This is a genomic window from Metapseudomonas boanensis, from assembly GCF_018704125.1.
Lineage (GTDB): Bacteria > Pseudomonadota > Gammaproteobacteria > Pseudomonadales > Pseudomonadaceae > Metapseudomonas > Metapseudomonas boanensis.
Genome location: NZ_JAGTIS010000029.1, coordinates 1 through 13,257, shown reverse-complemented (window position 1 = coordinate 13,257; position 13,257 = coordinate 1). Strand labels below are relative to the sequence as shown.

Annotated in this window: 12 protein-coding genes and 1 pseudogene; 11 read left to right on the top strand and 2 right to left on the bottom strand. The window is 61.9% G+C overall.

Features of this window, described 5'->3' with window-relative positions; genetic code table 11:
- Nucleotides 1-15 precede the first annotated feature (15 nt).
- On the bottom strand, nucleotides 16-723 hold the full coding sequence (gene sfsA, locus J7302_RS25455) for a DNA/RNA nuclease SfsA (RefSeq protein WP_215381442.1): 708 nt from the start codon (nucleotides 721-723) through the stop codon (nucleotides 16-18).
- Nucleotides 720-1,895 carry a pyridoxal phosphate-dependent aminotransferase gene (locus J7302_RS25450; protein WP_215381437.1) on the bottom strand — a complete coding sequence of 392 codons (1,176 nt, stop codon included), beginning with the start codon at nucleotides 1,893-1,895 and terminating at the stop codon, nucleotides 720-722. The genes sfsA and J7302_RS25450 overlap by 4 nt, the downstream gene beginning before the upstream one ends.
- A gap of 193 nt (nucleotides 1,896-2,088) precedes the next feature.
- On the opposite strand from J7302_RS25450, the gene dksA reads away from it, so the two are divergent.
- From dksA to J7302_RS25395, 11 genes and pseudogenes are all read left to right on the top strand, one after another.
- Entirely contained in the window at nucleotides 2,089-2,532 is a 444-nt protein-coding gene (dksA, locus tag J7302_RS25445; RefSeq protein WP_215381434.1) for an RNA polymerase-binding protein DksA, read from the top strand.
- 54 nt (nucleotides 2,533-2,586) lie between these two features.
- Nucleotides 2,587-3,474, top strand: a complete 888-nt coding sequence (gene gluQRS / locus J7302_RS25440) for a tRNA glutamyl-Q(34) synthetase GluQRS (RefSeq protein ID WP_215381431.1) — start codon at nucleotides 2,587-2,589, stop codon at nucleotides 3,472-3,474.
- A gap of 60 nt (nucleotides 3,475-3,534) precedes the next feature.
- The gene (locus tag J7302_RS25435) at nucleotides 3,535-3,711 is read left to right on the top strand and encodes a hypothetical protein (RefSeq protein ID WP_003095129.1); all 177 of its coding nucleotides are present in this window, start codon (nucleotides 3,535-3,537) and stop codon (nucleotides 3,709-3,711) included.
- Nucleotides 3,695-6,649, top strand: a complete 2,955-nt coding sequence (locus J7302_RS25430) for a sensor histidine kinase (RefSeq protein WP_215381428.1) — start codon at nucleotides 3,695-3,697, stop codon at nucleotides 6,647-6,649. The genes J7302_RS25435 and J7302_RS25430 overlap by 17 nt, the downstream gene beginning before the upstream one ends.
- A 22-nt stretch (nucleotides 6,650-6,671) precedes the next feature.
- A complete protein-coding gene (locus tag J7302_RS25425; RefSeq protein ID WP_215381426.1) occupies nucleotides 6,672-8,090 on the top strand; it encodes a sigma-54-dependent transcriptional regulator in 1,419 nt (472 codons plus the stop codon).
- A gap of 681 nt (nucleotides 8,091-8,771) precedes the next feature.
- Nucleotides 8,772-10,175, top strand: coding sequence for a polynucleotide adenylyltransferase PcnB (locus J7302_RS25420; RefSeq protein ID WP_215381424.1), 1,404 nt, complete (start codon nucleotides 8,772-8,774; stop codon nucleotides 10,173-10,175).
- Nucleotides 10,172-10,678: a 2-amino-4-hydroxy-6-hydroxymethyldihydropteridine diphosphokinase gene (gene folK / locus J7302_RS25415; protein WP_215381422.1), complete on the top strand. Its 507-nt coding sequence runs from the start codon at nucleotides 10,172-10,174 to the stop codon at nucleotides 10,676-10,678. Before J7302_RS25420 ends, folK begins: the two co-directional genes overlap by 4 nt.
- Nucleotides 10,679-10,780: 102 nt before the next feature.
- Nucleotides 10,781-11,581: a 3-methyl-2-oxobutanoate hydroxymethyltransferase gene (gene panB / locus J7302_RS25410; RefSeq protein ID WP_215381420.1), complete on the top strand. Its 801-nt coding sequence runs from the start codon at nucleotides 10,781-10,783 to the stop codon at nucleotides 11,579-11,581.
- Complete coding sequence (panC, locus tag J7302_RS25405; RefSeq protein WP_215381417.1) at nucleotides 11,578-12,438, top strand: pantoate--beta-alanine ligase; 861 nt, start codon at nucleotides 11,578-11,580, stop codon at nucleotides 12,436-12,438. The genes panB and panC overlap by 4 nt, the downstream gene beginning before the upstream one ends.
- A gap of 84 nt (nucleotides 12,439-12,522) precedes the next feature.
- Nucleotides 12,523-12,903, top strand: a complete 381-nt coding sequence (gene panD, locus J7302_RS25400; RefSeq protein ID WP_215381414.1) for an aspartate 1-decarboxylase — start codon at nucleotides 12,523-12,525, stop codon at nucleotides 12,901-12,903.
- Nucleotides 12,904-12,971: 68 nt separating this feature from the next.
- A pseudogene (locus J7302_RS25395) lies at nucleotides 12,972-13,257 on the top strand (glucose-6-phosphate isomerase); the annotation flags it as partial.

Sequence of the window (13,257 nt, the reverse complement as noted above, 5' to 3'; positions counted from 1 at the left end):
CTCGCCACACAGGGTTCAGAACAGCACCTCCAGCCGCCGCGTGATGCTGATTTCCTGCGGTGTCACGTCCGCCGCATAGGCCAACACCTCGACACCAGCCGCACGGGCTTCGGCCAGGGCGGCCGCATAGGCCGGATCGATTTCCCTGGCGGCACGCACCGCCTCGATACCCGACAGGTTCACGCAGTAAAGCTGCACCGCCCGCACACCCTGCTTCGCCAGCACGACGAGCTCGCGCAGGTGCTTGCTGCCGCGTTCGGTGACGGCGTCGGGAAACGCCGCCACTGCCGTATCGTCGAACCCAAGCGTCACGCTCTTGACCTCAATGAAGGCCGGCCCGTCGGCGAAATCCAACCGGAAGTCGGCCCGGCTGTTCTCCTGTCCATAAGCGACTTCCCGCTTGAGGGACTGGAAGCCAGTCAACTCGACAATACGGCCTGCCCGCAACGCTTCCTCCACCAGCGCGTTGGCTCGCGCGGTATTCACACAGGCCAACCGCCCTTGCGGCGTCTCGGCTATTTCCCAGGTGCCAGGCAGCTTCCGCTTCCGGTCATTCGAGCGACTGAACCACACCCGACAGCCTTCACTCATGCAGTTGAGCATAGAGCCGGTATTGGGACAGTGGATGGTCAGCAACTCCCCCGTCGGCGTTTTGATGTCCGCCAGGAACCGCTTGTAACGGCGCAACAGTCGGGCCTCCTCCAGGGGCGGCTCGAACCTCATTGCGCTGTCCAGGTCTTCAGACCCCGTGCAATCCGCTCCACTGCCTCGGCCAGACGCGGCACATCCTGGGTATAGGCAAATCGCACATGCTGGCTGGCCTGGTAACGACCGAAGTCCAGCCCCGGGGTGAAGGCCACATGCTCGGTCTCGATGAAGTGCCGGCAGAAGGTATAGGCATCACCGCCGAAGGCCGAAATGTCCGCATACAGGTAGAACGCCCCTTCCGGCTCGACAGCGATGCGGAAGCCCAGCTCGCGCAGCGCAGGCAGCAGATAATCGCGCCGTTTGGCGAACGCTCGCCGCCGCTCTTCGAGTATCTCCAGGGTTTCAGGCTGGAAGCACGCCAGGGCGGCATGCTGGGCCATCGAAGGGGCACTGATGTAGAGGTTCTGCGCCAGCTTCTCCAGATCCGCCACTGCTTCGGGCGGTGCTACCAGCCAGCCAAGCCGCCAACCGGTCATACCAAAGTATTTGGAGAAGCTGTTGAGCACAAAGGCCTGGTCATCCACTTCCAGCACGCTGGAAGCGTCCACGCCGTAGGTCAGGCCGTGGTAGATCTCATCCACCACCAGGTGCCCCCCGCGCGCCTTGATCGTTCTGGATAACGCCGCCAACTCATCGGCGTGCAGCAAGGTGCCCGTGGGATTGGCCGGCGATGCTACCAGTGCACCGACGCTGCCAGCGTCCCAATGCCGCTCCACCAGGTCGGGGGTCAACTGGTAACGAGTCTCGGGGCCGACCGGCACCAGCTGTGCAGCACCTTCGACCAAGCGCAGGAAATGCCGATTGCAGGGGTAACCCGGATCGGCCAGCAGCCAATGCTTGCCCGGGTCGACCAAGAGACTGCTTGCGAGCAGCAACGCGCCTGAGCCACCGGGGGTGATGAGAATCCGTTCCGGGTCTATGTTCAATCGATAGCGCGAGGCGTAGAAGCCGGCAATCGCCTCGCGCAGTTGCGGCAGGCCCCGTGCAGCGGTGTAACGGGTATGGCCCGCGGCAAGCGCCGCCTGCCCGGCACGGACGATGGGCTCGGCAGTGGAGAAGTCCGGCTCGCCGATTTCCAGGTGGATCACGTCATGCCCGGCGGCCTGGAGCTCATTTGCCCGAGCCAGCAGAGCCATAACGTGGAAGGGTTCGATGGCGCGGCTGCGCGCACTGTAGGGCTGGGCCATTGGCCTTCCTTTATTAAGGCAAAGAGAGGATTCTACCCAATGGTGCCTGAACGCTGCAGCATGCTTGATAACGGGTAGTAGCGAACCCGGATTCGATCTGGTAAGTTCGCCCGCTTGCAGCCGCAGGGCCGGCACAGCCGGCGATGGACCATAATCCTGCGCAATGGATTAAGAAAGTGAGAGGCGGCCATCCATGCCCACCAATGCAAAACAACAGAGCAGCCAGTTGATTCGTGGCTTCGAACCCTACCAAGAGACCAAGGGCGAGGAGTACATGAGCGATCGCATGCGCGCTCACTTCACCAATATCCTCAACAAATGGAAGCAGGAGTTGATGGAAGAGGTCGACCGCACCGTGCATCACATGCAGGACGAAGCGGCCAACTTCCCCGACCCGGCTGACCGTGCCAGTCAGGAAGAAGAGTTCAGTCTGGAACTGCGCGCCCGTGACCGCGAGCGCAAGCTGATCAAGAAGATTGACGAAACCCTTCAGCTAATCGAAGACAACGATTACGGTTGGTGCGACTCCTGCGGCGTGGAAATCGGCATCCGCCGACTGGAAGCCCGCCCCACCGCCACGCTGTGCATCGACTGCAAGACGCTGGCGGAGATCAAGGAAAAGCAACTCGGCTCCTGATGCCGAAACGGGGCGCCTAGGCGCCCCGTTGCGTTTTACAGGCCTGGCCCTGACATGACGTCCCCCTCCTATATCGGTCGTTTTGCCCCCACCCCCAGCGGCTACCTGCACTTTGGCTCGCTGGTCGCCGCCGTCGCCTCCTATCTGGATGCCCGCGCGATCGGCGGCCGCTGGCTGCTTCGCATGGAAGACCTCGACCCGCCACGTGAGGTCCAGGGTGCCCAAGCGGCGATCCTCAGCACCCTGGAAAGCTACGGTTTCGAGTGGGACGGCGAGATGGTGCGCCAGAGCGAGCGACATGCCACCTACGCAGAAGTCGTCGACTGGCTGTTCAATCAGGGGCTGGCCTATGCCTGCACCTGCTCACGCAAGCAGCTGGAGGGTAACCAGGGCGTTTACCCGGGCTATTGCCGAAACGCTCAACATTCCAGGCAGGATGCAGCCATTCGCTTGCGCGTACCCGAACTGGAATATCACTTCGTGGACCGAGTCCAAGGCGAGTTCCGCCAGCACCTGGGCCGCGAGGTTGGAGACTTCATCATCCAGCGCCGCGATGGCCTCTATGCCTACCAGTTGGCGGTGGTTCTTGACGATGCCTGGCAAGGCGTCACCGACATCGTGCGTGGCGCTGACCTGCTGGACTCGACCCCACGGCAGCTCTATCTTCAGGAGTTGCTGGGCCTACCCCGGCCGCGCTATCTGCACGTCCCCCTGATAATCCAGCCGGACGGCCACAAGCTCGGCAAGTCCTACCGCTCCCCACCTCTACCGGGCGACCGCGCCTCGCCACTGCTGGCACGCGCCCTGCGATCGCTTGGCCAGCAACCGCCGGAGGAACTGTCCGACGCCCACCCACGCGAAGTTCTGGACTGGGGCATCGCCAATTGGGATGCCATGTTGATCCCCCGCAGCCGAACCCTCGCAGAAGCGCAGCTGCGTTAGCCACTCGCGGCGCTGCGGGGCATTCGCTACCATCGCCGCAGACACGACGAGAAATGCGGCATGTACATTTACCGATTGGTCCTGCTCCTGGTGGTGGGTATCTACCTGTTCTCACCCGCCATCATGGATTGGTGGATTGACCCTAACGGCGCCTGGTACCGACCCTACCTGCTCTGGCTGATCCTGATCGTGGTGACCTTTATCCTGCAGAGTCAACGCGATGCTGACGAGCTTTAGCCTTAGCCAGCTGATCCTGATCAGCGCCGCCTACCTCCTCGCCCTGTTCGGCGTGGCCTGGTTGAGCGACCGCGGCTTTGTGCCGCGCTGGATCATCCGCCATCCCCTGACCTACACCCTGTCGCTCGGTGTGTATGCCAGCGCCTGGGCCTTCTACGGCACCGTGGGCCTGGCTTACCAGTATGGCTATGGCTTCCTTGCCAGTTACCTGGGCGTATCCGGCGCCTTTCTCCTGGCACCGGTACTGCTGTATCCGATCCTGCGCGTCACCCGCACCTATCAGCTGTCTTCTCTGGCCGACCTGTTCGCCTTCCGCTTCCGCAGCACCTGGGCCGGCGCACTGACGACTGTGATCATGCTGATAGGTGTTCTGCCGTTGCTGGCCCTGCAGATCCAGGCGGTGGCCGACTCGATCGGCATCCTGACCCGCGAGCCCGTGCACAACCGGGTCGCCCTGGGCTTCTGTGCGCTGATCACCCTTTTCACGATTCTCTTTGGCGCCCGCCATATCGCCACACGGGAGAAGCATGCCGGCCTGGTATTCGCTATTGCCTTCGAATCGGTGGTCAAGCTGGCCGCACTGGGCGGCATCGGACTGTACGCCCTCTATGGCGTATTCGACGGTCCGCAGGACTTGGAAATGTGGCTGCTGCAAAACCAGGTAGCTCTGTCCACTCTGCATACACCCTTGCAAGAAGGCCCGTGGCGAACCCTGCTGCTGGTGTTCTTCGCCTCCGCGATCGTCATGCCGCACATGTACCACATGACGTTCACCGAGAATCTCAACCCGCGCGCCATGGTCAGCGCGAGTTGGGGCCTGCCGCTATTCCTGCTGCTGATGAGCCTGGCCGTGCCCCTGATCCTCTGGGCCAACCTCAAACTCGGCACGACCACCAACCCCGAGTATTTCACGCTAGGCCTGGGAATCGCCGTAGACAATCCGTTACTCGCCCTGGTCGCCTACGTCGGGGGGCTTTCCGCCGCCAGCGGGCTGATCATCGTGATGACCCTAGCCCTGTCCGGGATGGCCCTCAACCACCTGGTGCTGCCGCTCTATCAGCCGCCCGCCGAAGGGAACATCTACCGCTGGCTGAAGTGGACCCGCCGCGCCCTGATCGCAGCCATCATCATGGCCAGCTACGGGTTCTACCTCCTCCTCGGCGCAGAACAGGACCTGGCCAACCTCGGTATCGTCGCCTTCGTCGCCACCCTCCAGTTCCTGCCGGGTGCGCTGTCGGTGCTTTATTGGCCAACCGCCAACCGCCGAGGCTTCATCGCCGGCCTGCTGGCCGGCTTCGGTGTCTGGCTGTTCGCTATGCTTCTGCCGCTGATAGGCAATCTGCAGGGCATCTACCTGCCTCTGTTCAATGCCATCTACGTGCTCGACGATACCAGCTGGCACATCGCGGCCATCGCCTCGCTGGCCGCCAACGTCCTGATCTTCACCCTGGTTTCGCTCTTTACCGAAGCCAGCCCCGAAGAGCGCAGCGCCGCCGAAGCTTGTGCCGTCGACAACGTACGGCGACCGCAACGTCGTGAGCTGGTCGCAGGTTCCCCCCAGGAGTTCGCCACCCAGCTGGCCAAGCCCCTGGGCGCCAAGACTGCCCAGAAGGAAGTGGAGCAAGCGCTGCGCGATCTGCACCTGCCCTTCGACGAGCGTCGTCCTTATGCTCTGCGTCGCCTGCGCGACCGCATCGAGGCGAACCTATCGGGCCTGATGGGCCCGAGTGTTGCCCAGGACATGGTGGAAACCTTCCTGCCATACAAATCCGGCAGTGAAAGCTACGTCACCGAGGACATCCACTTCATCGAAAGCCGCCTTGAGGATTACCACTCGCGCCTAACGGGCCTGGCCGCCGAACTCGATGCCTTGCGTCGCTACCATCGCCAGACGCTGCAGGAATTGCCAATGGGCGTCTGCTCCCTGGCCAAGGACCAGGAAATCCTCATGTGGAACCGCGCGATGGAGGAACTCACCGAGATCCCGGCCCAGCGCGTCGTGGGCTCGCGCCTGCCCACCATCAGCGAGCCCTGGAAGAGCCTCCTGGAAGGCTTCATCCACCTGCCGGACGAGCATCTGCACAAACAACGCCTGACTCTGGACGGCCAGGTGCGCTCGCTGAACCTGCACAAGGCGGCGATCGAAGAGCCGCTCGCGCCGGGCAGCAGCGGCCTGGTCCTGCTGGTAGAAGACGTCACGGACACCCAACTGCTGGAAGACAAGTTGGTGCACTCCGAGCGACTGGCGTCGATCGGCCGTCTCGCCGCAGGCGTCGCCCACGAGATCGGCAACCCCATCACCGGCATCGCCTGCCTCGCGCAGAACCTGCGCGAAGAACGCGAGGAAGATCCCGAACTGAAGGAGATCAGCAGCCAGATCATCGAGCAGACGAAACGGGTTTCGCGCATCGTCCAGTCGCTGATGAGTTTCGCCCACGCTGGCGGGCGTCAGCAGGCCAGCGAACCCGTCTGCCTTGCCGAAGTTACCCAAGACGCCATCGGCCTGCTGTCACTGAACAAGCGCAGCGTGGAAGTGAATTTCTTCAACCTCTGCGATCCGCGCCACGTTGCCGAGGGTGACCCCCAGCGCCTCGCCCAGGTCCTGATAAACTTGCTGTCCAACGCCCGCGACGCCTCCCCGGTTGGAAGCGCCATCCGAGTGCGGAGCGAGGCATCCGAGCACACCGTCGACCTGATCGTGGAAGACGAAGGCAGCGGAATCCCGAAGGCGATCATGGATCGCCTCTTCGAGCCGTTCTTCACCACCAAAGACCCCGGAAAAGGGACTGGACTTGGCCTTGCACTGGTCTATTCGATCGTGGAAGAGCATTATGGACAGATAACCATCGAAAGCCCGGTCGACCCCGAACACCAGCGTGGCACCCGTATCCGGGTCACGCTGCCTCGGTTTGTCGAAGCAACATCCGCCGTGAGCTGAGACCGTCTAGAGAGCCGAATTAATGCCGCATATTCTGATCGTCGAAGACGAAACCATCATTCGCTCTGCCCTGCGCCGACTGCTGGAACGTAACCAGTATCAGGTCAGCGAGGCAGGCTCTGTGCAGGAGGCCCAGGAGCGCTACAGCATTCCTGGCTTCGACCTGATCGTCAGCGACCTTCGCCTGCCTGGTGCCCCTGGCACCGAATTGATCAAACTGGCCCAGGGCACGCCAGTCCTGATCATGACCAGCTACGCCAGCCTGCGCTCTGCCGTCGATTCGATGAAGATGGGCGCAGTGGACTATATCGCCAAGCCCTTCGATCACGATGAAATGCTCCAGGCCGTCGCTCGCATCCTCAAGGAGCGGCAGGAGTCCAGATCCACCTCCGGCGAACGACCCAGCAGCAGCCGCAATGACAAGGCCGCGAGCAGTGCAGATGGCGAGATTGGCATCATCGGCTCCTGCCCGCCGATGCTTGAGCTCTACAGCAAGATCCGCAAAGTTGCCCCGACCGATTCCACCGTACTCATCCAAGGTGAGTCGGGTACCGGCAAGGAGTTGGTCGCCCGCGCCTTGCACAACCTTTCGCGTCGCGCCAAGGCGCCGCTGATTTCGGTGAACTGCGCGGCGATCCCCGAGACCCTGATCGAATCCGAACTGTTCGGTCATGAGAAAGGCGCATTTACCGGTGCCACAGCAGGTCGGGCGGGGCTCGTGGAGGCAGCCGACGGCGGCACCCTGTTCCTCGACGAGATCGGTGAGCTGCCGCTCGAAGCCCAGGCACGCCTGCTACGCGTACTGCAGGAGGGCGAGATTCGCCGGGTCGGTTCAGTGCAATCGCAGAAAGTGGACGTACGCCTGATCGCAGCCACCCACCGCGACCTCAAAACCCTGGCCAAGACCGGACAGTTCCGCGAAGACCTTTACTACCGCCTTCATGTGATCTCGCTGAAACTGCCCGCCCTGCGCGAGCGTGGCAACGATGTGCTTGAGATCGCCCGCGCCTTTCTAGCCCGCCAGTGCGTACAAATGGGGCGCGAGAACCTACGCTTCGCCTCTGACGCGGAACAAGCCATCCGCCACTACAACTGGCCAGGTAACGTTCGCGAACTGGAGAACGCCATCGAGCGCGCGGTCATCCTCTGCGAGAGCCCGGACATCTCGGCGGACTTGCTCGGGATCGACATCGAACTGGACGACCTGGATGATGAGGACTTCAATGACATCGCTCCGCCGCAAGCCAACAACGCGACCCACGAGCCGACCGAAGACCTGTCGCTGGAGGACTACTTCCAGCATTTTGTGCTTGAGCACCAGGATCACATGACTGAAACGGAACTTGCCCGCAAGCTGGGTATCAGCCGCAAATGCCTGTGGGAACGCCGCCAACGCCTGGGCATTCCTCGCCGCAAATCGGGCGCTGCAGCCGGGCCTTGAGGTCCCGCTGCGGGCAGACACGCGGGAACACTTGAAGTTCCCCTGATTGTTACCCCACCCAATATCTCGTAACAAAGCCGGGTCTAAAGGTAACGAAGACCCGGCTTTTTTTGGGCCTCTCGCCAACCTCAAATCTCAGTAAGTAATTGTTTTTAAAGGATTTCAAAAAGTTGGCATGGCATCTGCTTTATCTTTGGTACAACAACAATAACAACTGCTGAACCCCACAATAAAAACAAGACGTATCGACTCCAGCACAACAAAAACAAAACAGCGGAGGCGCAGCTAACTGATTCTTTTGGAGAGGAGTTGCCCTTGGGGCTTGCCCCACAGCCAGACAGAGAACAATAAAACTGCCCACAGGCAGCACCCGTACTGGTTGGGTCACGGAATGATCATGGCAGCATCAGCGTCCAAAGCAATCCGTTTGCTATTACCCCTCGAATGGAGGGCATTTCCAGAGGCAAAAAGCCTGCTGGAGCGGGTCGAACAACAAAAAAACCAAGCCCGACACAATAAAAACAAAGCACGCACCAATTTGGGGGGGAGCTTCGGCTCCCCCAGTAGCTTTGACACCCTTCGCGTCATTCCTTCAACATCCCCCCTCCCAGTGCTAGAATCCGCGCCCATCGTGCGCCCATTTCCTTTTCTGGCCGACCATCCCGCTAAACAGTGCATCCCATGCTGAAGAAGCTGTTCCAGTCTTTCCGCTCCCCCCTGCGCCGCGCCCCACATCCGCGTAGCACCCCTGAAGTACTGGGCAGCCACCAGCACTCGCTGCGCCGCGCAGAAATCAGCCGCAACGCGGTTATCGTCGTCGAGCGCCTGCAGAAGGCTGGTTACCAGGCCTACACCGTAGGTGGCTGCGTCCGTGACCTGCTGCTGAACCTGCGCCCCAAGGATTTCGATGTGGCCACCAACGCCACGCCGGAGCAGGTCCGTGCAGAATTCCGCAACGCCCGAGTCATCGGTCGTCGCTTCAAGCTTGCCCATGTGCAGTTCGGCCGCGAGATCATCGAAGTCGCCACTTTCCGCGCCCACCACCCGCAGGGCGAGGAGGAAGAGGACAGCAACCAGGCTTCGCGCAACGAGAGCGGCCGTATCCTGCGCGACAACGTCTACGGAACCCTGGAAGACGACGCCCAGCGCCGTGACTTCACCATTAATGCGCTCTACTACGACCCTAGCAGCGAGCGCATTCTCGACTATGCCCACGGCGTGCATGACATCCGCAACCGCCTCATCCGCCTGATCGGCACGCCTGAACAGCGGTACCAGGAAGACCCCGTGCGCATGCTGCGTGCCGTGCGCTTCGCCGCGAAGCTGGACTTCGAGATCGAGAAGCACAGCGCCGCCCCGATCCGCCGCCTGGCCCCGATGCTGCGGGAAATCCCTTCGGCACGGCTGTTCGACGAAATACTCAAGTTGTTCCTAGGCGGTAAAGCCGAGCAAACCTTCGATTTGCTGCTGGAGTATGATCTTTTCGCCCCGCTCTTCCCGGCGAGTGCTGCAGCACTGGAGCGCGACCCGGAATACACCGGCCGCCTCTTCCGCCAAGCCCTCGCCAATACCGATGCACGCATTCATCAGGGCAAGCCGGTAACACCTGCATTTCTCTTCGCCGCACTGCTGTGGCCTGCCCTACCTGCACGCGCCGCGTTGCTACAGGAGCGCGGCATGCCGCCGATTCCCGCCATGCAGGAAGCCGCTCACGGCCTGATCCTTGAGCAGTGCCAGCGCACGGCGGTACCGAAGCGGTTCACCATCCCGATCCGGGAGATCTGGGATATGCAGGAACGCCTGCCCCGTCGCCACGGAAAGCGCGCGGACCTGCTGCTGGAAAACCCACGCTTCCGAGCCGGTTACGACTTCCTCCTGCTGCGCGAAAGCGCAGGCGAGCAAACAGACGGACTCGGAGACTGGTGGACCGATTACCAGGACGCCAGCGACAGCCAACGCCGCACCATGATTCGCGAACTGAGCAGCAAGGACGAACAAGGCAGTGGCCAGCGACGCCGCCGGGGGGGCAGCCGTCGCCGCCGCGGTCCGCGCAGCGACAATACCCCAGGCAGCACCAACGAATGAGCATCGAGCGGGCCTATATCGGCCTCGGCAGCAATCTCGCCGAGCCCATCATGCAATTGCGTAACGCACTTACAGTGATCGCCCAGATTCCCGGCACCCACCTGGCTACGGTTTCCTCCCTCTATGCCAGCGACCCACTCGGCCCGCCGGATCAGCCCCGCTATGTCAACGCAGTAGCCGCCGTTGATACCGAACTCGCTCCCCTGCAACTGCTCGAGGCCTTGCAGGCGATCGAGCAGTCACACGGACGCGTCCGCAAGGATGAACGCTGGGGGCCGCGCACCCTCGATCTGGACATTCTGTTGTTCGGCCAACGTTGCATCGACGAACCGCGCCTGCAAGTCCCGCATTACCACATGCACGCCCGCGCTTTCGTCCTCTATCCGCTTGCCGAGATCGCCCCTGACCTGCAACTCCCCGACGGACGCGCGCTACGCAGCCTGCTCGACGCCTGTCCCTACACAGGGCTGGAGCGACTGCCAGAGTTGACGGTAACGTCGTAACACATCGGTAACACCTGCAATTGACTTCATGCCCCCCCATCGGGACTATAGGCGTCCCGTTGCCCCGTGCCGGTGCGAACCGGCACCGATGAGGACGTTTTCATGCCTGATGTGACCCTGACCACCCTGCAAGAGCTCAAGCAGAAGGGCGAGAAGATCGCCATGCTGACGGCTTATGATGCCACCTTCGCCCGGGCCGCCTGCCAGGCTGGCGTGGACGTGCTGCTGGTAGGCGACTCCCTTGGCATGGTTCTGCAAGGCCATGACAGCACGTTGCCTGTCAGCATGGCCGACATGGCTTATCACACTGCCGCCGTCAAACGCGGCAACCAGGGTGCCTTGATCATCACTGACCTGCCCTTCATGGCCTATGCCAATCTTGAGCAGACCTTTGCCAATTGCGCCGCGCTGATGCAAGCGGGTGCGCATATGGTCAAACTGGAGGGTGCTGCTTGGCTGGCAGAGCCCATTCGCCTGCTCGCCGAGCGCGGTGTACCCGTTTGTGCGCACTTGGGGTTGACGCCGCAGGCCGTGAATATCCTTGGCGGCTTCAAGGTACAAGGTCGCCAGGAAGCGCAAGCGCGTCAATTGCGCGCCGACGCCATGGCTCTGGAACAGGCGGGCGCGGCCATGCTGCTGCTGGAGTGCGTTCCCAGCGAACTGGCCGCAGAAATCACCCAGTCGGTGAAGATCCCGGTCATCGGCATCGGCGCGGGCAGCGCTACAGACGGCCAGGTGCTCGTCTTGCACGACATGCTCGGTCTCTCCCTGACAGGCCGTTCACCGAAGTTCGTGAAGAACTTCATGGAAGGCCAGAGCGCCATCCAGAGCGCCCTGTCTGCCTATGTCACCGCCGTGAAGAACGTCACCTTCCCTGCTGCCGAACACGGATTCTCCGCATGATCACCGTAAAGACCGTACGTGAGCTGCGTGCTGCTGTCGCCCGTGCACGTAGCGAAGGCAAGCGCGTCGGCTTCGTGCCGACCATGGGCAACCTCCACGCCGGCCATGTGGCACTGGTCGACAAGGCCAGCCAGCGTGCCGACTTCGTAGTCACCAGCATCTTCGTCAACCCGCTGCAGTTCGGCCCCAGCGAAGACCTGGCCAAATACCCGCGCACACTGGTGGCCGATCAGGAAAAACTCGTCGCTGCCGGTTGTCACTTGCTATTCCACCCGGATGTCGAGGAGATGTATCCCGATGGCATGCAGGGCCAGACTCGGGTCAACGTCCCCATCGTCTCGGAAGGCCTCTGCGGCGGGAGCCGTCCAGGCCACTTCGAGGGCGTCGCCACCGTTGTCAGCAAGCTGTTCAACATGGTGCAACCCGACCTCGCGGTTTTCGGTGAGAAGGATTTCCAGCAACTGGCGGTAATCCGCAAACTGGCTCGCGACCTGAACATGCCGATCCAGATCATCGGTGAACCAACTGTGCGGGCAGAGGACGGCCTGGCCCTATCGTCCCGCAACGGCTATCTGGACGACGCCCAGCGCAACGCCGCCCCAGCCCTCTATCGCACGCTGCAGCAGTTGGCCAAGGCCATTCGCGAGGGCCACAGGGATTTCGACCAGCTTGTGGCCGAGGGCCAGGCTGAACTGGTCAAGGCAGGCTTTCGCCCTGACTACCTGGAAATACGCGAAGCGACCCACCTGCGCCCAGCCAACGCCGAGGACCTGCAGTTGGTGATTCTGGCGGCGGCCTTCATGGGTGCAACCCGCCTAATCGACAACCTCGCTTTCAACATCGACACACCAGCCTGATCCAACCGCCAAGGCTGTCTTGAACCCCTCCGGGGGTTCGGGCAAACTCACCCGCCGTTCGCGCCCCCACGATGAGGAATCGCCATGCACGCCATTATGCTCAAGGCCAAGCTGCACCGCGCCGAAGTCACCCATGCTGTGCTCGACTATGAAGGCTCCTGCGCCATCGATGGCGAATGGTTGGATCTCGCCGGGATTCGCGAGTACGAACAGATCCAAATCTACAACGTCGATAACGGCGAACGCTTCACCACCTATGCTATTCGTGGCGAGAATGGCTCCCGAATGATCTCGGTAAACGGCGCTGCTGCGCACAAGGCCAAGGTTGGCGACCGTGTGATCATCTGCGCCTATGCCCACTTCAGCGAGGCCGAACTGGCCGGTTTCAAACCGCGTATGCTGTACATGGGGCCGGGTAACGAACTGAGCCACACCAGCAATGCCATTCCGGTGCAAGTCGCCTGAGGCCGCGTTCGCACGACCCAAAGCCCGGACTGATCCGGGCTTTTTCATGATTGTGTAATAGGTAAGACATGGACCATCACCTGACACCACTCGACGTCACCCAGTTACCCAGTTGGAAGGGCCTTACCCAGCATCGCCTGGAACTCGATGGCTTCAGCCTGCGCCAGGCCTTTCAAGGCGACCCCGAGCGTTTCAATCGCTTCAGCCTCAGTGCCAGCGGACTGCTGCTCGACTTCTCGAAAAACCTGATCGGCCCCGAAACCCTGGCCTTGTTGGTGAAGCTGGCCGAAGAGGCGCAACTTGGCGATGCGATCAAGGCGATGTTCCGCGGTGAAATGATCAATGCTTCCGAAC

Excerpts from the sequence above, each read along its gene's own strand:
- sfsA (WP_215381442.1), bottom strand. The coding sequence starts at position 723 with ATGAGGTTCGAGCCGCCCCTGGAGGAGGCCCGACTGTTGCGCCGTTAC.
- J7302_RS25450 (WP_215381437.1), bottom strand. The coding sequence starts at position 1,895 with ATGGCCCAGCCCTACAGTGCGCGCAGCCGCGCCATCGAACCCTTCCAC.
- dksA (WP_215381434.1), top strand. The coding sequence starts at position 2,089 with ATGCCCACCAATGCAAAACAACAGAGCAGCCAGTTGATTCGTGGCTTC.
- gluQRS (WP_215381431.1), top strand. The coding sequence starts at position 2,587 with ATGACGTCCCCCTCCTATATCGGTCGTTTTGCCCCCACCCCCAGCGGC.
- J7302_RS25435 (WP_003095129.1), top strand. The coding sequence starts at position 3,535 with ATGTACATTTACCGATTGGTCCTGCTCCTGGTGGTGGGTATCTACCTG.
- J7302_RS25430 (WP_215381428.1), top strand. The coding sequence starts at position 3,695 with ATGCTGACGAGCTTTAGCCTTAGCCAGCTGATCCTGATCAGCGCCGCC.
- J7302_RS25425 (WP_215381426.1), top strand. The coding sequence starts at position 6,672 with ATGCCGCATATTCTGATCGTCGAAGACGAAACCATCATTCGCTCTGCC.
- J7302_RS25420 (WP_215381424.1), top strand. The coding sequence starts at position 8,772 with ATGCTGAAGAAGCTGTTCCAGTCTTTCCGCTCCCCCCTGCGCCGCGCC.
- folK (WP_215381422.1), top strand. The coding sequence starts at position 10,172 with ATGAGCATCGAGCGGGCCTATATCGGCCTCGGCAGCAATCTCGCCGAG.
- panB (WP_215381420.1), top strand. The coding sequence starts at position 10,781 with ATGCCTGATGTGACCCTGACCACCCTGCAAGAGCTCAAGCAGAAGGGC.
- panC (WP_215381417.1), top strand. The coding sequence starts at position 11,578 with ATGATCACCGTAAAGACCGTACGTGAGCTGCGTGCTGCTGTCGCCCGT.
- panD (WP_215381414.1), top strand. The coding sequence starts at position 12,523 with ATGCACGCCATTATGCTCAAGGCCAAGCTGCACCGCGCCGAAGTCACC.